Here is a 22,949-nt window from a genome sequence, read left to right as displayed (position 1 = left end):
GCAGGATCCACGACGGATCCTGCGGGTCCGACGGTGCGAAGAGGGGACTCGACTGCCGTGACCGTGCCGGATCGGGCCCCAGGCTGACCTCTTATGGTGCGCTATGTCTGCTTTTGATCGGTTACGGGATGTGACTCGGGCCACGCAGAATGGGCGTAACGCTCGGGGAAACAGCGCGATGACCTAAGAGGTGACAGCCGAGGAAGGGAATACGGACGCCGTAAGAGGCGCTGTGTATCTTCCCGGCCCCCGCCCGCACCGTCGGTCCAATCCCCAGGCCGGTGGTCGGCTCCTGTCCGCACCGGACGGGGCCGGAAGCCGCTTTCCAACGTTCCGAGAGGTTGTTCGTGTCGGCCAGCACATCCCGTACGCTCCCGCCGGAGATCGCCGAGTCCGTCTCTGTCATGGCTCTCATCGAGCGGGGAAAGGCCGAGGGGCAGATCGCCGGCGACGATGTGCGTCGGGCCTTCGAAGCTGACCAGATCCCGGCCACTCAGTGGAAGAACGTACTGCGCAGCCTCAACCAGATCCTCGAGGAAGAGGGTGTGACGCTGATGGTCAGTGCCGCGGAGCCCAAGCGCACCCGAAAGAGCGTCGCAGCGAAGAGTCCGGCCAAGCGCACCGCCACCAAGACGGTCGCGGCGAAGACGGTGACCGCCAAGAAGGCCACCGCCACCGCCACGCCCGCGGCGCCCTCCGCGGAACCCGCCGTCGAGGACGAGGCCCCCGCCAAGAAGGCGGCCGCCAAGAAGACGACGGCCAAGAAGGCCGCGGCGAAGAAGACGACCGCCGCCGCCAAGAAGACGACGGCCAAGAAGACCTCCGCCAAGAAGGACGACGCCGAGCTCGTCGAGGAAGAGGTCATCGAAGAGGCGAAGCCCGGCGACGAGCCCGAGGGCACCGAGGCCGCCGGTTTCGTGCTCTCCGACGAGGACGAGGACGACGCGCCCGCGCAGCAGGTCGCCGCGGCCGGCGCCACCGCCGACCCCGTCAAGGACTACCTGAAGCAGATCGGCAAGGTCCCCCTGCTCAACGCCGAGCAGGAGGTCGAGCTCGCCAAGCGCATCGAGGCCGGTCTGTTCGCCGAGGACAAGCTGGCCAACGCCGACAAGCTGGCGCCCAAGCTCAAGCGCGAGCTGGAGATCATCGCCGAGGACGGCCGCCGCGCCAAGAACCACCTGCTGGAGGCCAACCTCCGTCTCGTGGTCTCCCTGGCCAAGCGCTACACCGGCCGCGGCATGCTCTTCCTGGACCTGATCCAGGAGGGCAACCTCGGTCTGATCCGCGCGGTCGAGAAGTTCGACTACACCAAGGGCTACAAGTTCTCCACGTACGCCACCTGGTGGATCCGTCAGGCGATCACCCGCGCCATGGCCGACCAGGCCCGCACCATCCGTATCCCGGTGCACATGGTCGAGGTCATCAACAAGCTCGCGCGTGTGCAGCGCCAGATGCTCCAGGACCTGGGCCGCGAGCCCACCCCGGAGGAGCTGGCCAAGGAGCTCGACATGACCCCCGAGAAGGTCATCGAGGTCCAGAAGTACGGCCGCGAGCCCATCTCCCTGCACACCCCGCTGGGCGAGGACGGCGACAGCGAGTTCGGTGACCTCATCGAGGACTCCGAGGCCGTCGTCCCGGCCGACGCGGTCAGCTTCACGCTTCTGCAGGAGCAGCTGCACTCCGTGCTCGACACCCTGTCCGAGCGCGAGGCCGGCGTCGTCTCCATGCGCTTCGGTCTCACCGACGGGCAGCCGAAGACCCTCGACGAGATCGGCAAGGTCTACGGCGTGACGCGTGAGCGCATCCGTCAGATCGAGTCGAAGACGATGTCGAAGCTGCGCCACCCGTCGCGCTCGCAGGTCCTGCGCGACTACCTCGACTAGGTCGCCCCGACGCATCAGGAAGGCCCGGCACCCCTCAGGGGCGCCGGGCCTTCGTGTCGGTCCGCGCGGGTGCGGGGCCGGACCTGCTGGATCACTCTGGGTGTGCCATGACCACCCGAGAGTGAGGAGCGTCATGCGTCGTACCGTTGCCCGGGCGCTGGCCCGGCCGCTGGTTCTGGCGGCCGCGGCGGTCGCCATACCGCTGGTCACGGCCGCCCCGGCGGCCGCCGACCGTGTCGTCGTGGGCGGGTTCCCCGTCGATGTGTCCCAGAGTCCCTGGACGGTGGCGCTGTCCAGTCGTGACCGGTTCGGGGGTACCCGGGCGGGACAGTTCTGCGTGGGCGTCGCCGTGGGGCGCTCCACCGTGCTCACGGCCGCCCACTGCCTCAGCCCGGAGGTCCTGGGCTCCCCACCGGACGAGGTGAGCGACCTCAGAGTGATCGCGGGGCGCACCGATCTGACGTCCACGCGCGGCAAGGAGATCCCCGTCAGCGGCGCCTGGGTGAACCCGGACTACGACGGCGACACCAACGACGGTGACTTCGCCGTGCTCTCGCTCGCCGAGGCACTGCCCGCCGCCGCGGTCATCCGGATGGCGGGCGCAGGCGACCCCGCCTACGTGCCGGGGACCCCGGCCCTGGTCTACGGCTGGGGTGATGTCACGGGAGCGGGGGACTATCCGCGGGGGCTGCGGGCCGCGCGGGTGCAGGTGCTGCCGGACGCGCTGTGCGAGGAGGCGTATCCGGGCGGTGGTGAGGGGCGGTATCTGGCGGACAGCATGGTGTGCGCGGGGGAGCGCGAGGGAGGCCGGGACGCCTGCCAGGGGGACAGCGGAGGGCCCCTGGTCGCGCAGGGGAAGCTGATCGGACTGGTGTCGTGGGGCAACGGCTGCGGCCGTGCGGGGAGCCCCGGTGTCTACACGCGGGTGTCCGACGTCATCCGGGCCGCGGGCTGGCGCTCCGCGGCGCGGGAGGGTGCGGGAAGCGGCTGAGCGCCGCTGAGAAGAGCGCGGGCGGTCCCCCCTGAGGATTCAGGGGGGACCGCCCGTCTACCGGCCTGTGCCGATGCTGGCTCGTCGTGATGCGAGGTGTCAGCGCTCTTCGTCGGTCGCCGTACCGGGAGCAGCCGTGAGACGCTCCGTCTCATCCTGTATCTCGGCGGCGATCTTCTTGAGTTCCGGCTCGAACTTGCGACCGTGGTGGGCGCAGAAGAGCAGTTCTCCGCCGCTGAGCAGGACGACGCGCACGTACGCCTGGGCGCCGCAACGGTCGCAGCGGTCAGCGGCCGTCAGGGGGCTCGCGGGGGTCAGAACAGTAGTCACGTCGCCTCTTCTCTAGCTCGACGAGCTGTCGTACCAGGGTCAACATCCAACCAGCCCCAAAACGTTCCCGCTCGTGGCTTCTCCCAGAGAGAAATTTTTTCGGGGGTGGTGGGCTGCTGCCGGTGTGGCGGCGAATGTGCCGTATTGCGTGCTGTCGTGCTTACGGTTTCGCGCTCTCGGTCATGGTCGGTCCTCCCCGGCCGGGTTGCCGGTTTGTTCATGAGGACGTGCCCGGAGCCTAAATGGTTCATGCCTGGAAGGGAACGTGATATGTGCTTCACTCCTCCGAGGGATCGAACATCCATGCGAGTCTGGACTAGGGTGACTTCCGACGAGGGTGGCGTTACAACGGCTCTACCAGGCCTCGGTACCCTCTGAGCGGCAACCGAAGCCACGCCCGTACCCACAAGGGCGCCCAGTGAAATTCAGCGAGGAGCGAACCGCGTGACCGCCGATACGTCCGTGCCGTCCACAGCGCTGCTGGCAGGAGCAGACCGGGACGGTTCCAACTACACCGCGCGGCACCTGCTCGTCCTCGAGGGCCTCGAAGCCGTGCGCAAGCGTCCCGGCATGTACATCGGGTCGACCGACAGCCGCGGTCTGATGCACTGCCTCTGGGAGATCATCGACAACTCCGTGGACGAGGCCCTCGGTGGCTACTGCGACCACATCGAGGTGATCCTCCACGACGACGGCTCCGTCGAGGTGCGGGACAACGGCCGGGGCATCCCGGTCGACGTCGAGCCCAAGACCGGCCTCTCCGGCGTCGAGGTCGTCATGACCAAGCTGCACGCCGGCGGAAAGTTCGGCGGCGGCTCGTACGCCGCCTCCGGCGGTCTGCACGGCGTCGGCGCCTCCGTGGTGAACGCCCTGTCCGCCCGCCTGGACGTCGAGGTCGACCGGGGCGGCCACACCCACGCGATCAGCTTCCGGCGCGGGGTGCCCGGTGCCTTCGCCGGTGACGGCCCGGCGGCGAAGTTCGAGGCCAAGAGCGGCCTGCGTAAGACGAAGAAGATCCCCAAGGCGCGTGAGGGCACGCGCGTGCGGTACTGGGCCGACCGCCAGATCTTCCTCAAGGACGCCAAGCTCGACCTGGAGACGCTGCACCAGCGCGCCCGCCAGACCGCCTTCCTGGTGCCCGGCCTGACCATCGTCGTCCGGGACGAGGTCGGTCTCGGCGCGGGCGGCAGCAAGGGCGAGGAGTCCTTCCGCTTCGACGGCGGCATCAGCGAGTTCTGCGAGTACCTGGCCACCGACAAGCCGGTCTGCGACGTCCTCCGCTTCACCGGACAGGGCACCTTCAGGGAGACCGTCCCGGTCCTGGACGAGCACGGCCAGATGACCCCCACCCAGGTCACCCGGGAACTCGGCGTCGACGTCGCCATGCGCTGGGGCACCGGCTACGACACGACCCTGAAGTCGTTCGTGAACATCATCGCCACCCCCAAGGGCGGCACCCACGTCGCGGGCTTCGAGACCGCCGTGGCGAGCACCCTCAACGAGGTGCTGCGCGCCAAGAAGATGCTCCGCGTCGCCGAGGACGACATCGTCAAGGACGACGCCCTGGAGGGCCTGACCGCGGTCGTCACTGTCCGTCTCGCCGAGCCGCAGTTCGAGGGACAGACCAAGGAGGTCCTCGGCACCTCGGCGGCCCGCCGCATCGTGAACGCCGTGATCGTCAAGGAGCTCAAGGCGTTCCTGACGTCCACCAAGCGGGACGCGGCGGCACAGGCGCGCGTGGTCCTGGAGAAGGCCGTCGCCGCCGCCCGCACCCGCATCGCGGCCCGCCAGCACAAGGACGCGCAGCGCCGCAAGACGGCCCTGGAGTCCTCCTCGCTGCCCGCGAAGCTCGCGGACTGCCGCAGCGACGACGTCGACCGCAGCGAGCTCTTCATCGTCGAGGGGGACTCCGCGCTGGGCACCGCCAAGCTCGCCCGGAACTCCGAGTTCCAGGCGCTGCTGCCCATCCGCGGCAAAATCCTCAATGTCCAGAAGTCGTCCGTGACCGACATGCTCAAGAACGCCGAGTGCGGGGCGATCATCCAGGTCATAGGGGCGGGGTCGGGCCGTACCTTCGACATCGACGCGGCGCGCTACGGCAAGATCATCATGATGACCGACGCCGATGTCGACGGCTCCCACATCCGCACGCTGCTGCTGACGCTCTTCCAGCGGTACATGCGCCCGATGATCGAGGCGGGCCGGGTGTTCGCCGCCGTGCCCCCGCTGCACCGGATCGAGCTGGTCCAGCCCAAGAAGGGCCAGGACAAGTACGTGTACACGTACTCGGACCGCGAGCTGCGCGACAAGCTCATGGAGTTCGAGAGCAAGGGCGTGCGCTACAAGGACTCCATCCAGCGCTACAAGGGCCTCGGTGAGATGGACGCCGACCAGCTCGCGGAGACGACCATGGACCCGCGCCACCGCACCCTGCGGCGGATCAGCCTCACCGACCTCGAGGCGGCCGAGCGGGTCTTCGACCTCCTGATGGGCAACGACGTGGCACCGCGCAAGGAGTTCATCTCCAGCTCGGCCGCGACGCTCGACCGGTCGCGCATCGACACCTAGGTCGTGTCCGCAAAGTCCCGTCGTTCGCCCGTAGGGCGGGCCGCGCGGTGTCCGGTGCGTGCTCTCGGTGTGCCGGGCGGGCTCCCGCGTACTGGTTGTACGCGGGTGGCCGGCCGGTGCGCCGAGAGTGCGTGCCGGGCGCCGGGCGGCAGGCAGGACTTTGCGGACACGACCTAGCAGCAGGCCGCTGCCCGGGGGACCGGTCGGGGCGTGAGCCCCGGCCGGTCCCGCCGTTCCAGGCCCCTTCCCGGGTGGACGCGACTCCTGGGGAGTCCTGCTGGTATGCGGCTTTGCCTGGTGAATCACCTGATGGGGTGAAACGCTCCGAGAAGCCCGGTCGGCGGTCTTTCCGTTCTGTCCATGCTTGGGCATGTGCTCAAGCGACGGTCGTCCCCGCGACGCCAGAACCCCGCGGTACGACGATCCCTGGTACGACGCCCTCGCCTCCGGATGGGGCGAGTCGGACGTCACGGAGGCCCCTGACACCGCTCCGCCGGCCGCCGCCGACGTGTACCTCGAGGTGCAGCGCAGCGCCGCCTTCCAGGAAGTGCGCAGCCGGTACCGGAGGTTCGTCGTGCCGGCCGCCGCCGGGTTCCTGTCCTGGTACGTCGCCTACGTCGTGACCGCCACCACCGCGCCCGACCTGATGGCCCGGCCCGTGGCCGGAGCCGTGAACGTCGCGATGCTCGCCGGGCTCGGGCAGTTCCTCACCACGTTCCTGCTCACCTGGGCCTACGCCCGCCACGCGCGTCTGCGCCGCGACCGGGCCGCCCTCGAACTGCGCTGGGACACCCAGGAGCTGACGCGCGGCACCAAGGGGGGCGTCGCATGACCCAGGATCACCGCGCTCTGGCCCTGCTGCTGTTCAGCGTCTTCATCGCCATCACGCTGGCGATCACGACCTGGGCGGGACGCAACCGCCGTGGTTCGGCGGAGGAGTTCTACGCGGGCGGACGGCTCTTCTCGCCGATGGAGAATGGATTCGCCATCGCGGGCGACTACATGTCCGCCGCCTCCTTCCTCGGCATCTCCGGGCTGATCGCCCTGTTCGGCTACGACGGGATGCTGTACTCGGTGGGCTTCCTCGTGGCCTGGCTGGTCGTGCTCTTACTGGTCGCGGAACTGGTCCGCAACTGCGGCCGGTTCACCCTCGCCGACGTCGTCGCGGCACGGATGCGGGAGCGCCCCGTCCGTATCGCGGTGGGAACGTCCTCGGTCACCGTCTCCGTCCTGTACCTGGTGGCGCAGATGGTGGGCGCGGGCACCCTCGTCGCGCTGCTGCTCGGCGGTGACGGAGGGGCGGCGCAGACCTGGACCGTCATCGGCGTCGGCGCGCTCATGGTGATCTACGTGTCGTTCGGAGGGATGCGGGCCACCACCTGGATCCAGATCGTCAAGTCGGTCCTGCTGCTCGGCGGCACCATCGCGCTGACCGTGCTCGTCCTGCTGCGCTTCCATGGCGACATCGACCGGCTGCTGCTCAGCGCCGCCGAGCACAGCGGCCACGGGCAGGCGTTCCTGGCCCCCGGCCTCCGGTACGGCGGGGACTGGACGTCCCGGTTCGACTTCATCAGCCTCGGCCTCGCCCTGGTCCTGGGCACCGCCGGGCTGCCGCACATCCTGTCCCGCTTCTACACCGTGCCCACCGCGCGCGCCGCACGCCGCTCGGTGGTCTGGGCGATCGGCCTCATCGGCGGCTTCTACCTGATGACCATCGTCCTCGGCTTCGGCGCCGCCGCGATCGTGGGGACCGCGGAGGTGCGCGCCTCGAACGCCGCCGGCAACACGGCCGTACCGCTGCTCGCCCTCGACCTCGGCGGCGGCGCCGACTCCACCGCGGGCACCGTGCTGTTCGCGGTCGTGGCGGCCGTCGCCTTCGCCACGATCCTCGCCGTGGTCGCCGGCATCACGCTCGCCTCCTCCGCCTCGGTCGCCCACGACCTGTACGCGTCCCTGCGACGCCGGGGCGGCAAGGCCCGCAGCGAGGTCACCGTCGCCCGCCTCGCCGCCGTGGGCATCGGTGTCGTCGCCATCGGCCTCGGACTGCTCGCCCGCGACCTGAACGTCGCCTTCCTCGTGGGCCTCGCCTTCGCCGTCGCGGCCTCCGCGAACCTGCCCGTGCTGCTCTACTCCCTGTTCTGGCGCGACTTCACCACCCGGGGCGCCGTCTGGTCCGTGTACGGCGGCCTGATCCCGGCCATGGTGCTCGTCGCCCTGTCACCCGTGGTGTCGGGCGGTCCGCAGTCACTGTTCCCCGGCGTCGACTTCCAGTACTTCCCGCTGGACAACCCCGGCATCGTCTCGATCCCGCTGGGCTTCGTCGCCGGCTGGCTGGGCACGGTCACCTCACCCGAAGCCCCCGACGAGGCCAAGCACGCCGAGACGGAGGTCCGGTCGCTGACGGGGGCGGGGGCGGTCTAGGACCGTGGCGGTCCATGACCGTCACCTTGAGAGTCAGGGGACGTTCCGTCCGTATGAGAGGGCGGCACGGTTCCTTCCCCCGCCCCCACGGGCCGTGCCTCAGGCGCGGGTCGCCCACACATACCGGTGCTCAGGGCGGCCCGCGTCCCCGTACTTGAGGGTCAGGCGGGCCCGTCCGGTGCGCTCCAGGAGCTTCAGATAGCGCTGGGCGGTCTGACGGCTCACCCCGGTGCGTTCGGCGATCTCCTGGGCCGACAGCGGCCCCGAGGCGTCCATCAGGGCCCGGCGCACCGACTCGGCCGTGGTGGGGGAGTGCCCCTTGGGCAGGTGCGGCTCCGACGGCGCGGACAGGGCACCGAAGATGCGGTCCACCTCGGCCTGCTCCGCCTCGCCGCCGCCGTCGAGGGTGCGGCGCAGCTCCGCGTACGCCTCCAGCTTGGCGCGCAGCCCCGCGAAGGCGAACGGCTTCACCAGGTACTGCAGCGCCCCGAGCCGCATCGCCGCCTGCACGGTCGTCACGTCCCGGGCCGCCGTCACCATGATCACGTCGGTCTGGTGGCCGCGCCGTCGCATCTCCCGGACCACCGCCAGACCCGTGTCGTCCGGCAGGTAGTGATCCATGAGGACCAGGTCGAGGCGCGGCAGTCCGGTCACCTGCCGCAAGGCTTCGGCGGCCGTGTGCGCCTCACCGGCCACATGGAAGCCGGGCACCTTCTCGACGTACGCGGCGTTGACGCGCGCCACGCGCGTGTCGTCGTCCACGACCAGGACCTCGATCATCGCGACTCCTCCTCGGCGCCGGTGTGCGCGCCACCACGTGTACTGAGGGCCGGCTCCGGCCGGGCCAGCGCATCGGGCAGGACGACCGTGAACTCGGCTCCGCCCCCGGCGGCCTCGCCCACCCGGGCCGTACCGCCCTGCCGTTCGGCCAGGCGCCGCACCAGCGACAGCCCGATCCCGCGCTCCCGATGGGCCGGGCGCTGCTTCGTCGACCAGCCCTCGGTGAAGATCAACTCGCGCTGTTCCACCGGGATTCCCGGCCCGGTGTCGCGGACCGTCAAGGTCGCCGCGCGCCCGTCGGCACGCAGTTCGACCTCCACGCGCGCGTGCGCGGTGCCGGCGACGGCGTCCAGGGCGTTGTCCACGAGGTTCCCCACGACGGTCACCAGCCCCTGGGGATCGACCAGCCGGTCCGGGAGCCCGGTGCGCTCCGACAGGCGCAGCGCGACGCCCCGTTCGGCCGCCACGGTCGCCTTGCCGACCAGCAGGGCCGCCAGCAGCGGGTCCTGGATCTTCCCGGCGACCTCCTCCGCGGTGGCCCGGTGATCACCGACGACCTCCCCGACGAACTCCACGGCGTCGTCGTACATCTCCAGCTCCAGCAGCCCGAGGAGCGTGTGCATGCGGTTGGCGTGCTCGTGGTCCTGGGCGCGCAGCGCGTCGATCAGGCCCCGGGTCGAATCGAGCTCCCGGCCGAGCTGCTCCAGCTCGGTGCGGTCGCGCAGGGTGGCGACGGCGCCGCCGTCGTCGGTGGGCATGCGGTTGGCGACGAGGACACGCTGTCCGCGCACGGTGAGCAGGTCGGTGCCGGTGACCCGTCCGGCCAGCACATCGGCGGTACGGCCCGTGCCGAGCGCCTCGTCGAGGGAGTGGCCGACAGCCTCGTCCCCGAGGCCGAGGAGCCGCCGCGCCTCGTCGTTGAGGAGGCGGATACGCCCCGTGCGGTCCAGTGCGACGACGCCCTCCCGGATGCCGTGCAGCATCGCCTCGCGCTCGGCCAGCAGTGCCGAGATGTCGGAGAAGGCCAGGTCACGGGTCTGCCGCTGGAGCCGCCGGGAGATCAGCCAGGCCGCCAGCGCCCCCACCGCCAGGGCGCCGCCCGCGTACGCGAACAGCCCCGGGATGGCGTGCAGCAGCCTGGCCCGCACATTGTCGTAGGCGATGCCGACCGAGACCGCGCCGACGATCCGGCCGTCGCCGTCGCGCAACGGCACCTTGCCGCGCGCGGTGCGGCCCAACGTGCCGTCGTCGATCTGCATGACCTCGTGGCCCGCCAGCGCCTGCCCCGGATCGGTCGAGACGAGCCGCCCGATCTCGCGCGCCGTCGGATGGGACCAGCGCACGCCCCGCCGGTCCATCACGACGACGTACTCGGCCCGGGTCGCCGCGCGGATCCGCTCCGCCTCCCGCTGCACCGGGCCGCCGGCCGTCGCCGGGGTCCGGACCAGGTCCTCGGCGATCTGCGGCTGGGCGGCCGTGGTCTGGGCGATGGACAACGCGCGGCGCATCGCCTGGTCGTCCAGCTGGTCGCTGAGCGGCGCCAGGAACAGCCCGGTCGCCAGCACCGCCACGCCCGCGGCGATCGCCACCTGCATCAGCAGCACCTGCGCGAACATGCGCCGGGGCAGCCCCAGGCGCAGACGACGGGTGAGGGAGGCGGGGCTCATGCCCCAGACCGTACGCGGCGGTGCGGGCCGGGCCGTAGGGGGATGTGGCGGGGATCTCGTGCGGGGTGGCGAGGACGGATGTGGCGGGGATCTCGTGCGGGGTGCCGAGGACGGGTCAGCCCGCGAGCACCGTCGCCGCCGTCCTGAGTTCGCGCACGGCGAGGACGTCCATGCGCGCGGGCGAGCCCAGCACCGACGTGCCGCACTTCTCGGGGCGCGGCGGCTGGGCGGCACCCTGCGCCACGTCGACCCGCCACCGCCGCCCGTCCCCATGGGCCACGGTCACCGCCCAGCGCGGAGCGGCACCCTCCGTCCGTACGACGCTCAGCGCCTCGGCGGCCGTCTCACCGGTGGTCCTGCGCACCGCCAGCTCGGCGGCCTGGCCCGGCCGCTCCCAGGCCGAGTTGCCCCGGCAGCCCTCGCCGACGATCCGGCCCTCCCGGACCCCGTCCAGGACCCTGCGCACGACGTCCGCCTCGGCCCGCCCGTAGGCGTAGCCGTACGGCAGCACGAGCAGCGTCGGCGAGAAGCGGTGGCCGCCGAGGTGCGTGACCTCCCAGACGCCGTCCACGCCGGAGGCGGCCAGTTCGGCGGCGAGCGGCCGGCCGAGCAGGGCGCAGCAGCGGTCGCGCTTGCCGTTGGTGCACACCAGCGCCAGTGGGTCCCCGGTGTGGGCCCGACCGCCGAGCGCGGTGTCGAAGGTGCGGTGGTCGCCCCGGCCGAGGGAGGCGAGATCCAGGTCGAGCAACTGGCGTGGGTCGCGGACGGTGGCGGTGCGCAGCCATACGGCGCCGGGCACCGTGTGGGCGGCGTAGACCCTGCGCTCGGTGGGGAGCCCGCTGTCGGCGTGCCGGCCGGGCCGGCGGATCAGCGCGATCCGGACGCCCGTGCCCTGCGCGGCGGTCTCCAGCGCGCGGCCGAGGGCGGGATCCAGGTGGCTCTGGGTGAGTGCCTTGGCACCCCACGGTCCGGGCTGCTCCAGCAGCAGCCAGGTCGTCGCGGTCGCCGCGGTCCCCGCGATGGGCTCGTCGAGGTCCTGCGAGACGGTCGTGCACGTACTCACAGAGGTGAGCCTAACCTGGGTCGGCGCGGGCGGCTCTCCCAGGCCCGTACGACACGGCGGCCGCACGGGCCTCGGCCTACTCGGGCATCGGCTGCGGCAGCGGTCGCGGCGGCTCGGGACCGGTGTACTGACCCGTCGGCCGCATGCGCAGCGGGCGTTCGCCGTACTCCTCCAGGGCGTGGGCGATCCAGCCCGCCGTCCGGCCCACCGCGAAGATCGTCTCGCCCGCCGTCGCGGGCATCGCGTAGGACGCCGTGAACACGGCGAGCGCCAGATCCACGTTGGCGTGCAGCGAGGTGTGGCGGGCGGCCGTCGCGACGATGTCGTGGGCGGCGGCGAGGGCGGGTTCGCAGCGCGGCAGGTCCGCGAGCAGCGTGAACAGCAGACGCGCGCGGGGGTCCTCGCCGGTGTAGAGCCGGTGCCCGAGACCGGGGATGCGCCGGCCCGCCCGGAGTTCCTCCGCGATGACGGGACCCGCGTCGCCGCGGTCGAGCACCTCTACGAGGAGCCGGTGGGCGAGGCCGCTGGCCGCGCCGTGCAGCGGGCCCTCGAGGACGCCGAGACCCGCGGAGACGGCCGCGTAGGCGTGCGCGCGGGCCGACGCGGCGACCCGTACGGCCAGGGTCGAGGCGGCCAGGTCGTGATCGACGAGGAGGGCGAGCGCCGTGTCCAGCACGCGCAGCGTGGCCTCGTCGGCGGGGCGCCCGCTGAGCCGTCCCCATAGCCGGCGGGCCAGCGGGCCCTCCTCGCGGTCGGCGGGGTCGGCGGGGCCGAGGGCCGCCACGAGCGTCGGGATCAGGCTGCGCGCGGTGGCGAGCACGGCCTCCTCCGTCAGGTCGAAGCGCAGCGGGTCGGCGGCCGCGGCGGCGACCGCGGCGACGCGCAGGCGGTCGACGGGGCCGGCGTGTTCGGGCAGGGCGCCGGCGGCCCGGCGGGCGGCGGCGACGGAGGCCGCGGGCGCGGTGAAGGTCACGCCCGGGCGCAGCCGGCCCGTCCACAGCCACTCGGCGACCTCCTCGTAGGAGTGCCGTGCGGCCAGCTCGGTCGCGTCCACGCCACGGAAGTAGTAGCGGTCGGAGTCGATGAGGGTGAGGGCCGTCCGTACGGACAGGTCGGCGGTGGAACCCGAACCGGGCGTGCTCTCCCGTCTGTTGCGCCGGGCGAGCGCCTCGACCTCCTTCGCGTCGAAGGTGCTGCCCCGCCCGCCGGGCACGCGGCGGCTGCTGAGGTGGCCGCGGCTGACGTACGCGTACACCGTCTCGGGCTTCACGCCGAGCAGTGCGGCGGCCTCCTGGGTGGTCAGCCGCCGCCCCTGAGGGCCGGGTTCTTGATCGCGCATGGGGTCACCGTATCCAGCCTGCCGTACATGGATCCTTGTATTGACTGAATCAATATTGACAGACAAACAGTCAAGCATGGACAGTCGAATCAAGTCCAGGGAGGCAACCATGTCCGTCAACAGGTCAGCAACCACACTCGTCGACGTCCCGCGCGGGCTCGCGGGGGTCGTCGTGACCGACACCGAGGTCGGCGACGTCCGGGGGCGCGAGGGCTTCTACCACTACCGCCAGTACTCCGCCGTCGAGCTGGCGCGGACCCGGCCCTTCGAGGACGTCTGGCACCTCCTCGTCCACGGCGAGCTGCCGGACGCCGCGCAGTCCGCCGCGTTCCGCGCCGAGACCGTCGCGCTGAGGCGGCTCCCCGACGAGGTGCGGGCGGTGCTGCCGGCGATCGCCGCGGGCAGCGGTCGCTCCGGTCCGCTGGCCGGACTGCGTACCGCGCTGTCCCTGCTGGGCGCGGCGAAGGGGTTCCGGCCGGTGTACGACCTCGACGCGGGTCGGCGCCGACGCGACACGCTGGTCGCGGCGGCGGCCGTACCGACGCTGCTTGCGGCGCTGCATCGGCTGGGGAAGGGGCTCGATCCCGTGGAGCCGCGTGACGACCTGTCCTACGCGGCGAACTACCTGTACATGGTGACGGGGGCGGAGCCCGAGCAGGAGCGGGCGCGGGCCGTCGAGCAATACTTGATCTCCACCATTGACCATGGATTCAATGCGTCAACCTTCACGGCGCGGGTGATCGCCTCCACGGGGGCGGACGTCGCGGCCTGTCTGGTGGGGGCCGTGGGCGCGCTGTCGGGGCCGCTGCACGGGGGTGCTCCGAGTCGTGCGCTGGACACGCTGGACGCCATCGGGACTCCGGACCGAATCGACCCGTGGATCCGTGAACGCGTCCTCGCCGGTGACCGCATCATGGGCTTCGGGCACCCGGTCTACCGCACGGAGGACCCCCGGTCCCGGATGCTCCGGGAGATCGCCCGGTCGTTCGGCGGGCCGCGCGTCGACTTCGCGGTGGAGGTCGAACGGCGGGTGGAGTCGATCCTGGCCGAGCTGAAGCCGGGCCGTGAACTGCACACGAACGTCGAGTTCTACGCGGGCGTGGTCATGGAACTGTGCGGTCTGCCCCGCGAGATGTTCACCCCAACGTTCGCGGCGGCCCGCGTCGTCGGCTGGAGCGCCAACCTGCTGGAACAGGCGGAGGACTCGAAGATCATCCGCCCGGCGGCGCGGTACGTGGGACCGGGGGCGCCGGTGGCGGTGCCGGTGGCGGCCTGAGCCCTGCCGTCCGAGGGAGGTCCGGGCATACGTGTGGCCTGGTGCCGTTCTGGCTCCAGGCCTCATCGGTGAAGATCGAGCAGGGGCGGGATACGGGCTGCTCGCCGGGTCGGATGCCTGGCTCGCTCGCCTGTCGCGGCGGCCGGGGCGTGACGGCACGGGTCCGGGTGGGAGCGTACCGGTGCGAGGGGCCTCAGGCGTCCGGGATGTCCGCCTTGGCGCGGATGAGGGTCTCGCGGCTGACGATGACGATGCGCTCGTAGTCGGCGCGCGACGCGTCGGCGGGGAGTTCTCGCTCAAGCGCCTCAGTGGCCTCGGTGCCGATCACGGCGAAGTTCCCGTCGCTCAGTTCGAACACGTCCGGGCAGTTGCCACCCGAGGCACTGCCTCGGGCACTTGGTGGCACACCAATGCGGCGCTTGATCTTCAAGGTGCTTCCGATCACTACGGAGGGTTAGTGGACGGCAGAACGTTACTGGGATTCCTGACGTCTGACTCACAAAGAACCCGAGTCGTAGCGATGTGTTGACCCTGATGGCATACGGTACTTCAGCTGCCGTCCGTGGGATTCGTCGGTGCGTCGCCGACCACCCACCACTCATCCGTGTCGGCTTCGTCGAGGTCCTTGACCAGTTGGTCGACGATGCGGCCCAGCTGGGCCTCGTCGGACGAGTCGGCGAGGGTCGCGCGCAGTGCCTTGGAGGCCTCCCAGTACTCGCGCATCAGGGGGTTGTGCATGAGCTCGCGCGCGTGCCCGTGGAACTCCTCCAGGTCGATGAGTCCCGCTCGGTAGAGGTGGTAGAGGTTGACGTACCACGCGTTCGCATAGAAGTACTGGCGGCGCTTCGCCACCGACGTACCTGGAGCATAGGTGTCGATCACGGCGGCAAGCGTCGGATCGTCGATCGCCCTCGACAACAGTTCCCAGTGCATGCGCTGTTGATGGGCCAGAGCCCGGCGCCGGGAGGTCAGTTCCTCCAGTTCCAGGCGCCTCAATTGCAGCTTCTCCGCTTCCAGGCTGCGGCGTGCGGCCAGTGTCATCCCCGCCGTGGCGAGTGCGAGACCGGCCGCGACGGAGCCCAACCTCCTCGCGGCACTCTTCTTTGTGGCCATGTCAACCCCCGAATCAGGCGGCGGCCGTCCGCCGGTCGTCGGGATGTGGGTCGACTGGAGGGGACCGGCGAGCGGTGGGCGGCGCTTGCCGTCTCCCAGAGTGCCGAGCGGCTCTGATCGGCGGGGAGGCGGAGAGGAGGCGCACGGAGGGAAGCGAGGGTCGCACACTCCTGCGCCATGCCAGACGTCTGCCCGGCAAGTGCTGCTAACAATCGTTCACTTCGCGGCGATTCTCACCGCTCGTATCCTGGTCCGGCATTCAATCCTCATCCGTGCGCCGGCCCACGAGCCGGTGCACCCGTCGGCGTGAGAGAGGTCGCACGGTGACTCAGCCGAGCCAGGGCCAGCACCAGATCCCGGTCGTCGTCCTCGCCGGATTCCTCGGTTCCGGCAAGACGACTCTGCTCAACCACCTCCTCCATCACAGCGGAGGCACCCGGATCGGCGCGATCGTCAACGACTTCGGCGCCATCGAGATCGACGCGCTCGCCGTCGCCGGGGCGCTCGGCGACTCCACCGTGTCCCTGGGCAACGGCTGCCTGTGCTGCGCGGTCGACTCCAGTGAGCTCGACGGCTATCTGGAGCGGCTCGCCCGGCCCGGCACCGGGATCGACGTCATCGTCATCGAGGCCAGCGGCCTCGCCGAACCGCAGGAACTGGTCCGGATGCTGCTCGCCAGCGAGCTGCCGGGCATCGTGTACGGCGGGCTCGTCGAGGTCGTCGACGCCGCCGAGTTCGACGCCACCCGGACCAAGCACCCCGAGATCGACCGGCATCTCGCCCTCGCCGATCTCGCCGTCGTCAACAAACTCGACCGGGCCGCGGACCGCGAGCGCGTGCTCGGTCTCGTGCGTGAGCTGGCCGAACACGCCGCCGTCGTCCCCGCCACCTACGGCCGGATCGACCCCGGGTTCCTCTTCGACTGCCGGCCGGGCGAGGAGCGCGTCGGGCAGCTGTCGTTCGACGATCTGCACCAGCACGACGACCAGGCCGGAGAGGACCACGACGGGCATCTGCACACCGGCTACGACAGCCTGTCCTTCACCTCCGACGTCCCCCTGGACCCGCGCCGGCTGATCGCCTTCCTCGACGCCAGGTCCGAGGGGCTGTACCGGATCAAGGGGCATGTGGACTTCGGGGCGTACGACCCGGCGAACCGCTACGCCGTGCACGCCGTCGGGCCGTTCCTGCGCTTCTACCCGGAGCGCTGGCCCGCCGGGGCGCCCCGCCGCACCCAGCTCGTCCTCATCGGCTCCGGCATCGACACGGCCGCCCTGGAGAAGGACCTGCGGGCGTGCACGAGCGACGCCCCGCACACCGCGGACGAGCACGGCATGTGGGGCGTCCTCCGTTATGTGCGGGACCCGGACGACGGCAGCGAAGGGCCGGACACCGGTCCGGAGGAGGCCGCCTGAGCGCGCGGCCTCCCTCGTCTCCCGAGATACGCCCTAGAACGGCCCCGCCACCACCGCGACCGTCTTCGGCAGGGACACGCCCGAGCCGTCCCGGCGCGGGTCGATCTCGGGCAGCTCGGCCGGGGTGCCGTTCTTCTGGGCGGCCCGTGCCGGGGCGGCTCCGGCCCAGGCCAGGGACAGGCAGTCCTCGCCCTTCAGGAACCGCTGGCAGCGCACGCCGCCCGTGGCCCGGCCCTTGCGCGGGTACTGGTCGAACGGGGTCATCTTGGCCGTCGTCTGGACCGAGTCGTCCAGGGTGCCGCGCGAGCCCGCGACCGTGAAGACCACCGCGTCGGACGCCGGGTCCACCGCCGTGAAGGAGATGACCTTCGCGCCCTCCGCGAGCTTGATGCCGGTCACACCGCCCGCCGGACGGCCCTGCGGGCGGACCAGGGACGCCTGGTAACGCAGCAGCTGGGCGTCGTCCGTGATGAAGACGAGGTCCTCCTCGCCGGTGCGCAGCTCGACCGCGCCGACGATGCGGTCACCCTCCTTCAGGGTGATGACCTCCAGCTCCTCCTTGTTGGACGGGTAGTCCGGCACGACCCGCTTGACCACGCCCTGCTCGGTGCCCAGCGCCAGGCCGGGGGAGGACTCGTCGAGCGTCGTCAGGCAGACCACCCGCTCGCCGTCGTCCAGGGAGAGGAACTCCGACAGCGGTGCGCCGCCCGCCAGGTTGGGCCGCGACGCGGTCTCCGGGAGCTGCGGCAGATCGACCACGCTGATCCGCAGCAGCCGGCCCGCCGACGTCACCGCGCCCACCTCGCCGCGTGCCGTGGCCGGCACCGCCGAGACGATCACGTCGTGCTTGGACCGCTTGGCGTCGCCGCCGTCCGCGAAGGGGTCGCCGTTCGCCGTGCGGGCCAGCAGACCCGTCGAGGACAGCAGCACCCGGCACGGGTCGTCCGCGACCTGCAGCGGTACGGCGGACACCTGGGTGCCGGACGACTCCAGCAGGACCGTGCGCCGCTCGGTGCCGAACTTCTTCGCCACCGCCGCCAGTTCCGCGGAGACCAGCTTGCGCAGCTCCGCGTCCGACTCCAGGATCCGGGTCAGTTCCTCGATCTCCCGGCCCAGCCGGTCCTTCTCCGCCTCCAGCTCGATGCGGTCGAACTTGGTGAGCCGGCGCAGCGGCGTGTCGAGGATGTACTGCGTCTGCACGTCGGACAGCGAGAAGCGCTCCATCAGGCGCTCCTTGGCCTGCGCGCCGTTCTCGCTGGAGCGGATCAGGCGGATGACCTCGTCGATGTCGATGAGCGCCGTGAGCAGGCCCTCGACCAGGTGCAGCCGGTCCCGCCGCTTGCCGCGCCGGAACTCGCTGCGGCGCCGTACGACCTCGAAGCGGTGGTCGAGGTAGACCTCCAGCAGCTCCTTCAGGCCCAGGGTGAGGGGCTGCCCGTCGACCAGCGCGACGTTGTTGATGCCGAAGGACTCCTCCATGGGCGTCAGCTTGTACAGCTGCTCCAGGACCGCCTCCGGCACGAAGCCGTTCTTGATCTCGATGACCAGCCGCAGCCCGTGCTCGCGGTCGGTGAGGTCCTTGACGTCCGCGATGCCCTGGAGCTTCTTCGAGCCGACCAGGTCCTTGATCTTCGCGATGACCTTCTCCGGGCCCACCGCGAAGGGCAGCTCGGTGACGACGAGGCCCTTGCGGCGGGCGGTGACCGTCTCGATCTCGACCGTCGCGCGGATCTTGAAGGTGCCGCGGCCGGTCGCGTAGGCGTCCCGGATGCCGGAGAGGCCGACGATCCGGCCGCCGGTCGGCAGGTCGGGGCCGGGGACGTGCTTCATCAGCGTGTCCAGATCCGCGTTGGGGTGGCGGATCAGGTGCCGAGCGGCCGCGATGACCTCGGAGAGGTTGTGCGGCGGCATGTTCGTCGCCATGCCGACGGCGATGCCGGACGCGCCGTTGACCAGCAGGTTCGGGAAGGCGGCCGGCAGGGCGACCGGCTCCTGCTCCTGGCCGTCGTAGTTCGGGGCGAAGTCGACCGTGTCCTCGTCGATCGACTCCGTCATCAGGCTCGTCGCCTGCGCCTGCCGGCACTCGGTGTACCGCATGGCGGCCGGCGGGTCGTCGTTGCCCAGGGAGCCGAAGTTGCCGTGGCCGTCCACCAGCGGCACGCGCATCGAGAAGGGCTGTGCCATGCGCACCAGCGCGTCGTAGATCGACGCGTCGCCGTGCGGGTGCAGCTTGCCCATGACCTCGCCGACGACACGGGCGCACTTCACATAGCCGCGGTCGGGGCGCAGGCCCATCTCGTTCATCTGGTACACGATCCGGCGGTGCACCGGCTTCAGGCCGTCACGGGCGTCCGGCAGGGCACGCGAGTAGATGACCGAGTAGGCGTACTCGAGGAAGGAGCCCTGCATCTCGTCGACGACGTCGATGTCGAGGATCCGCTCCTCGAACGAGTCGTCGGGCGGCGGGGTCTTCGTGCTGCGGCGGGCCATCGCTGCCGGCTCCTTCTGTGTGCTGTGGCGCAAGCGTGTGACGGGTCTGACGCGGACCATTGTGGACCGCGGCACTGACAACCACCGACCAGGACCCGATGTTGGGCTCCCGCCCGGCGAGGTGAAGTGTCGCCGACGCCGGTCTTCTCCCGCGACCGCGGTGGCGCGAAGGACACCGGCCGGCCCGCTCGGGACCGCGCACGGCGCCGGCGGCAAGCCGGTGCCGCGCGACCGTTCACCCTCAGGGGTGATCGACGGGAAGCATGCCAGGTCGAGCCGCCGGGCGGCGGCCCGGGTCCCGGACCGCCCGGCCGCGCCGCGACCGCCCCGTCAGGCCGGGAGAACAGGCCCTCAGGGGCCGGGCGGGCGCCGCCGGAGGCCGCGGCCGGGGCCGGACCGGCACGGCGTCCTCACCGGGAACTTCGCCGAGCCTCCGGACGCTGCATACAGTGGCAGGAGCTGAGCAGGATCCGCTCGACACAACGCAGCGCACGCGACCGGAAGGACATCTCGCCCATGGGTCACACGGCCACACCGGAGGCACAATCCGGCGGCCTCACCGCGACCGAGCACCGCCTGGCCAACGGCCTGCGCGTGGTGCTCTCCGAGGACCACCTCACGCCGGTCGCCGCGGTCTGCCTCTGGTACGACGTCGGCTCCCGCCACGAGGTCAAGGGCCGTACCGGACTCGCCCACCTCTTCGAGCACCTGATGTTCCAGGGGTCGAACAGCGTGAAGGGCACGGGCCACTTCGAACTCGTCCAGGGCGCGGGCGGCTCACCGAACGGCACCACCAGCTTCGAGCGCACCAACTACTTCGAGACCATGCCCGCCCACCAGCTGGAGCTCGCGCTCTGGCTGGAGGCCGACCGCATGGGCAGCCTCCTGGTGGCGCTCGACGAGGAGGGCCTGGAGAACCAGCGCGACGTCGTGAAGAACGAGCGGCGCCAGCGCTACGACAACGTCCCGTACGGCACCGCCTTCGAGCGCCTGACCGCGATGTCGTACCCCGACGGGCACCCCTACCACCACACGCCGATCGGCTCCATGGCCGACCTCGACGCGGCGAGCCTGGAGGACGCGCGCGCGTTCTTCCGCACCTACTACGCGCCGAACAACGCCGTGCTGTCCATCGTCGGCGACATCGACCCGGAGCAGACGCTGGCCTGGGTCGAGAAGTACTTCGGCTCCATCCCGTCCCACGACGGCAAGCAGCCCCCGCGTGACGGCTCGCTGCCCGACGTCATCGGCGAGGAGCTGCGCGAGGTCGTCGAGGAGAACGTCCCCGCGCGCGCGATGATGGCCGCCTACCGTCTGCCGAGCGACGGCACGCGCGAGTGCGACGCGGCCGACCTGGCGCTGACGGTCCTCGGCGGCGGCGAATCTTCCCGTCTCTACAACCGCCTCGTGCGGCGCGACCGTACGGCCGTGGCGGCCGGCTTCGGCCTGCTGCGCCTGGCCGGCGCGCCCTCCCTGGGCTGGCTGGACGTGAAGACCTCCGGTGACGTCGAGGTGCCCGTCATCGAGGCGGCCGTCGACGAGGAGCTCGCCCGCTTCGCCGCGGAGGGCCCCACCGCCGAGGAGATGGAGCGCGCGCAGGCCCAGCTGGAGCGCGAGTGGCTGGACCGGCTCGGCACCTGCGCGGGCCGCGCGGACGAACTGTGCCGGTACGCCGTCCTGTTCGGCGACCCGCAGCTCGCCTTCACCGCCGTCCAGCGCGTGCTCGACGTCACCGCCGAGGAGGTGCAGGCGGTCGCCCAGGCCCGGCTGCGCCCCGACAACCGCGCGGTGCTCGTGTACGAGCCGACCGCCGCCGAGGCCGACGAGACCACCGACGAGAACGAGGAGTCGGCGCAGTGACCGAGCTCGCCAGTATGGAGTTCCACCCGCAGCCCCAGGCCGGCGCGCCCCGGCCCTGGGCGTTCCCGGCCCCCGAGCGCGGCACGCTGGACAACGGCCTGACGGTGCTGCGCTGCCACCGCCCCGGCCAGCAGGTCGTCGCCGTCGAGGTCCTCCTCGACACCCCGCTCGACGCCGAGCCCAAGGGCCTCGACGGCATCGCCACGATCATGGCGCGCGCCCTGTCCGAGGGCACCGACAAGCACACCGCCGAGGAGTACGCCGCCGAGCTGGAGCGCTGCGGTGCCACCCTGGACGCCTACGCCGACCACCCCGGCGTCCGCGTCAGCCTGGAGGTGCCGGTCTCCCGGCTGCCTAAGGCGCTGGACCTGCTCGCCGACGCGCTCAGGGCCCCGCTGTTCGCCGACGCCGAGGTGGAGCGCCTGGTGCGCAACCGCCTGGACGAGATCCCGCACGAGCTGGCGAACCCCTCGCGGCGGGCCGCCAAGGAGCTGGCCCGGCAGCTGTTCCCGGCGTCCTCGCGCATGTCCCGCCCGCGCCAGGGCACCGAGGAGACCGTCGCCGGCATCGACTCCGCGGCCGTACGCGCCTTCTTCGAGCGGCATGTGCGCCCCGCGACCTCCACGGTCGTGGTCGTCGGCGATCTCACCGGCGTCGACCTCGACGCCCTGCTCGGCGACAGCCTGGGCGCCTGGACCGGTTCGCAGGCCGAGCCCCGCCCCGTCCCGCCGGTCACGGCGGACGACACCGGCCGGGTCGTCATCGTGGACCGCCCCGGAGCCGTGCAGACGCAGCTGCTGATCGGCCGGGTCGGCCCCGACCGGCACGACCGCGTGTGGCCGGCGCAGGTCCTCGGCACGTACTGCCTCGGCGGCACGCTCACCTCCCGTCTGGACAAGGTCCTGCGCGAGGAGAAGGGCTACACGTACGGCGTGCGGGCGTTCGGTCAGGTCCTGCGCTCCGCGCCGGACGGCACCGGCGCCTCGATGCTCGCCATCACGGGCTCCGTCGACACGCCCAACACCGGCCCCGCGCTGGACGACCTGTGGACCGTCCTGCGCGGGATCGCCGCCGACGGACTCACCGACGCCGAGCGGGACTTCGCCGTGCAGAACCTCGTCGGGGTGGCGCCGCTGAAGTACGAGACGGCCGCCGCCGTGGCGAGCACGCTGGCCGACCAGGTCGAGCAGCACCTCCCCGACGACTTCCAGGCGACGCTGTACCAGCAGCTCGCCGCCACCGGCACCGTCGAGGCCACCGCCGCGGTCGTGAGCGCCTTCCCGGCGGACCGTCTCGTCACGGTCCTCGTCGGCGACGCCTCGGCGATCCGGGAGCCCGTCGAGGCCCTCGGCATCGGCGAAGTCACCGTCGTGACGGCCGACTAGAGCACCGGCCGGCCCTGCGCGCGCGGGAGCCCTGGTGACGGCAACGTCACCAGGGCTCCCTTATGCCCGAATTGGGGCGGAGGTTGCCTGTCTGCCCTGTGGGATGCGCTACAAAAGCCGCGTTCCGTTTGGGAATTGAACACTGTCCCGCTTAGCGTCATCCGGGCTGTTCGTCAGGCAGTGCGCCGCGCCCGCGGCACCGGACAGTCATCGCCGAGTCCCCGCATGGCGCGAGCCAGGGGAGCCGGGGACCCATCGCAGTCCCTGGGGTGAATCGGACGCCCGCGCAGCCGCGAGGGGGTCCGTAGGAGACCTTCCTGCTCCGAACCCGTCAGCTAACCCGGTAGGCGAGAGGGAAGGAAAGGACC

Annotated in this window: 17 protein-coding genes and 1 riboswitch; of the genes, 9 read left to right on the top strand and 8 right to left on the bottom strand. The window is 71.5% G+C overall.

The genetic code is table 11. The features are described from left to right. Positions 1–347 precede the first annotated feature (347 nt). Positions 348–1,883 (top strand): RNA polymerase sigma factor, encoded by a 1,536-nt coding sequence (locus ACFV46_RS32655; protein WP_361927476.1) that lies wholly within the window; start codon positions 348–350, stop codon positions 1,881–1,883. A gap of 133 nt (positions 1,884–2,016) precedes the next feature. Next, entirely contained in the window at positions 2,017–2,874 is an 858-nt protein-coding gene (locus ACFV46_RS32650; protein ID WP_385500843.1) for a serine protease, read from the top strand. A 99-nt stretch (positions 2,875–2,973) separates the two neighbouring features. On the opposite strand, the gene ACFV46_RS32645 is transcribed toward ACFV46_RS32650, so the two are convergent. Continuing rightward, the gene (locus ACFV46_RS32645) at positions 2,974–3,204 is read right to left on the bottom strand and encodes a hypothetical protein (RefSeq protein WP_151786279.1); all 231 of its coding nucleotides are present in this window, start codon (positions 3,202–3,204) and stop codon (positions 2,974–2,976) included. A 444-nt stretch (positions 3,205–3,648) separates the two neighbouring features. On the opposite strand from ACFV46_RS32645, the gene ACFV46_RS32640 reads away from it, so the two are divergent. From ACFV46_RS32640 to ACFV46_RS32630, 3 genes are all read left to right on the top strand, one after another. Further along, positions 3,649–5,772, top strand: coding sequence for a DNA topoisomerase IV subunit B (locus ACFV46_RS32640; RefSeq protein ID WP_361927485.1), 2,124 nt, complete (start codon positions 3,649–3,651; stop codon positions 5,770–5,772). Between the two features lie 370 nt (positions 5,773–6,142). Beyond that, positions 6,143–6,604, top strand: a complete 462-nt coding sequence (locus ACFV46_RS32635; protein WP_361927487.1) for a DUF485 domain-containing protein — start codon at positions 6,143–6,145, stop codon at positions 6,602–6,604. Next, on the top strand, positions 6,601–8,193 hold the full coding sequence (locus tag ACFV46_RS32630; protein ID WP_385500841.1) for a cation acetate symporter: 1,593 nt from the start codon (positions 6,601–6,603) through the stop codon (positions 8,191–8,193). Before ACFV46_RS32635 ends, ACFV46_RS32630 begins: the two co-directional genes overlap by 4 nt. 99 nt (positions 8,194–8,292) lie before the next feature. Here ACFV46_RS32630 and ACFV46_RS32625 read toward each other — a convergent pair whose 3' ends face one another. The 4 genes from ACFV46_RS32625 to ACFV46_RS32610 all read right to left on the bottom strand — a co-directional run bounded on the left by ACFV46_RS32625 (position 8,293) and on the right by ACFV46_RS32610 (position 13,042). Next, positions 8,293–8,973: a response regulator gene (locus tag ACFV46_RS32625; RefSeq protein ID WP_385500840.1), complete on the bottom strand. Its 681-nt coding sequence runs from the start codon at positions 8,971–8,973 to the stop codon at positions 8,293–8,295. Beyond that, positions 8,970–10,640, bottom strand: a complete 1,671-nt coding sequence (locus tag ACFV46_RS32620) for an ATP-binding protein (protein WP_385500839.1) — start codon at positions 10,638–10,640, stop codon at positions 8,970–8,972. Before ACFV46_RS32620 ends, ACFV46_RS32625 begins: the two co-directional genes overlap by 4 nt. A 115-nt stretch (positions 10,641–10,755) precedes the next feature. Further along, positions 10,756–11,703 carry a sucrase ferredoxin gene (locus ACFV46_RS32615; RefSeq protein WP_385500838.1) on the bottom strand — a complete coding sequence of 316 codons (948 nt, stop codon included), beginning with the start codon at positions 11,701–11,703 and terminating at the stop codon, positions 10,756–10,758. A 76-nt stretch (positions 11,704–11,779) separates the two neighbouring features. Next, entirely contained in the window at positions 11,780–13,042 is a 1,263-nt protein-coding gene (locus tag ACFV46_RS32610; protein ID WP_385500837.1) for a citrate synthase, read from the bottom strand. 109 nt (positions 13,043–13,151) lie between these two features. Between ACFV46_RS32610 and ACFV46_RS32605 the strand changes: the two genes are divergently transcribed. Continuing rightward, positions 13,152–14,318 carry a citrate synthase gene (locus tag ACFV46_RS32605; protein ID WP_385500836.1) on the top strand — a complete coding sequence of 389 codons (1,167 nt, stop codon included), beginning with the start codon at positions 13,152–13,154 and terminating at the stop codon, positions 14,316–14,318. A gap of 193 nt (positions 14,319–14,511) precedes the next feature. On the opposite strand, the gene ACFV46_RS32600 is transcribed toward ACFV46_RS32605, so the two are convergent. Together ACFV46_RS32600 and ACFV46_RS32595 are read right to left on the bottom strand one after the other, a co-directional pair. Further along, positions 14,512–14,748: a hypothetical protein gene (locus ACFV46_RS32600; RefSeq protein ID WP_385500844.1), complete on the bottom strand. Its 237-nt coding sequence runs from the start codon at positions 14,746–14,748 to the stop codon at positions 14,512–14,514. Between the two features lie 119 nt (positions 14,749–14,867). Continuing rightward, a complete protein-coding gene (locus ACFV46_RS32595; RefSeq protein ID WP_385500835.1) occupies positions 14,868–15,431 on the bottom strand; it encodes a DUF6082 family protein in 564 nt (187 codons plus the stop codon). Positions 15,432–15,754: 323 nt separating this feature from the next. Between ACFV46_RS32595 and ACFV46_RS32590 the strand changes: the two genes are divergently transcribed. Next, a complete protein-coding gene (locus ACFV46_RS32590; protein WP_385500834.1) occupies positions 15,755–16,846 on the top strand; it encodes a CobW family GTP-binding protein in 1,092 nt (363 codons plus the stop codon). Positions 16,847–16,879: 33 nt separating this feature from the next. Here ACFV46_RS32590 and ACFV46_RS32585 read toward each other — a convergent pair whose 3' ends face one another. Further along, positions 16,880–19,336 (bottom strand): DNA topoisomerase IV subunit A, encoded by a 2,457-nt coding sequence (locus ACFV46_RS32585; protein WP_361927511.1) that lies wholly within the window; start codon positions 19,334–19,336, stop codon positions 16,880–16,882. A 516-nt stretch (positions 19,337–19,852) separates the two neighbouring features. Between ACFV46_RS32585 and ACFV46_RS32580 the strand changes: the two genes are divergently transcribed. Then, positions 19,853–21,196 carry a pitrilysin family protein gene (locus ACFV46_RS32580; RefSeq protein ID WP_361927514.1) on the top strand — a complete coding sequence of 448 codons (1,344 nt, stop codon included), beginning with the start codon at positions 19,853–19,855 and terminating at the stop codon, positions 21,194–21,196. Further along, positions 21,193–22,581 carry a pitrilysin family protein gene (locus tag ACFV46_RS32575; protein ID WP_361927517.1) on the top strand — a complete coding sequence of 463 codons (1,389 nt, stop codon included), beginning with the start codon at positions 21,193–21,195 and terminating at the stop codon, positions 22,579–22,581. Before ACFV46_RS32580 ends, ACFV46_RS32575 begins: the two co-directional genes overlap by 4 nt. Positions 22,582–22,782: 201 nt before the next feature. Next, positions 22,783–22,946, top strand: a riboswitch (cyclic di-AMP (ydaO/yuaA leader). Positions 22,947–22,949 lie beyond the last annotated feature (3 nt).

The organism is Streptomyces sp. NPDC059852 (assembly GCF_042731455.1).
Lineage (GTDB): Bacteria > Actinomycetota > Actinomycetes > Streptomycetales > Streptomycetaceae > Streptomyces.
The sequence above is the reverse complement of the archived record's forward strand: the minus strand, read 5'-3'. Positions and strand labels throughout refer to the sequence as shown.

What these genes read in the sequence shown, in the direction of transcription:
- ACFV46_RS32650 (WP_385500843.1), top strand. Translation starts at nt 2,017, where the DNA reads ATGCGTCGTACCGTTGCCCGGGCGCTGGCCCGGCCGCTGGTTCTGGCG.
- ACFV46_RS32635 (WP_361927487.1), top strand. Translation starts at nt 6,143, where the DNA reads ATGTGCTCAAGCGACGGTCGTCCCCGCGACGCCAGAACCCCGCGGTAC.
- ACFV46_RS32630 (WP_385500841.1), top strand. Translation starts at nt 6,601, where the DNA reads ATGACCCAGGATCACCGCGCTCTGGCCCTGCTGCTGTTCAGCGTCTTC.
- ACFV46_RS32625 (WP_385500840.1), bottom strand. Translation starts at nt 8,973, where the DNA reads ATGATCGAGGTCCTGGTCGTGGACGACGACACGCGCGTGGCGCGCGTC.
- ACFV46_RS32620 (WP_385500839.1), bottom strand. Translation starts at nt 10,640, where the DNA reads ATGAGCCCCGCCTCCCTCACCCGTCGTCTGCGCCTGGGGCTGCCCCGG.
- ACFV46_RS32610 (WP_385500837.1), bottom strand. Translation starts at nt 13,042, where the DNA reads ATGCGCGATCAAGAACCCGGCCCTCAGGGGCGGCGGCTGACCACCCAG.
- ACFV46_RS32605 (WP_385500836.1), top strand. Translation starts at nt 13,152, where the DNA reads ATGTCCGTCAACAGGTCAGCAACCACACTCGTCGACGTCCCGCGCGGG.
- ACFV46_RS32595 (WP_385500835.1), bottom strand. Translation starts at nt 15,431, where the DNA reads ATGGCCACAAAGAAGAGTGCCGCGAGGAGGTTGGGCTCCGTCGCGGCC.
- ACFV46_RS32585 (WP_361927511.1), bottom strand. Translation starts at nt 19,336, where the DNA reads ATGGCCCGCCGCAGCACGAAGACCCCGCCGCCCGACGACTCGTTCGAG.
- ACFV46_RS32580 (WP_361927514.1), top strand. Translation starts at nt 19,853, where the DNA reads ATGGGTCACACGGCCACACCGGAGGCACAATCCGGCGGCCTCACCGCG.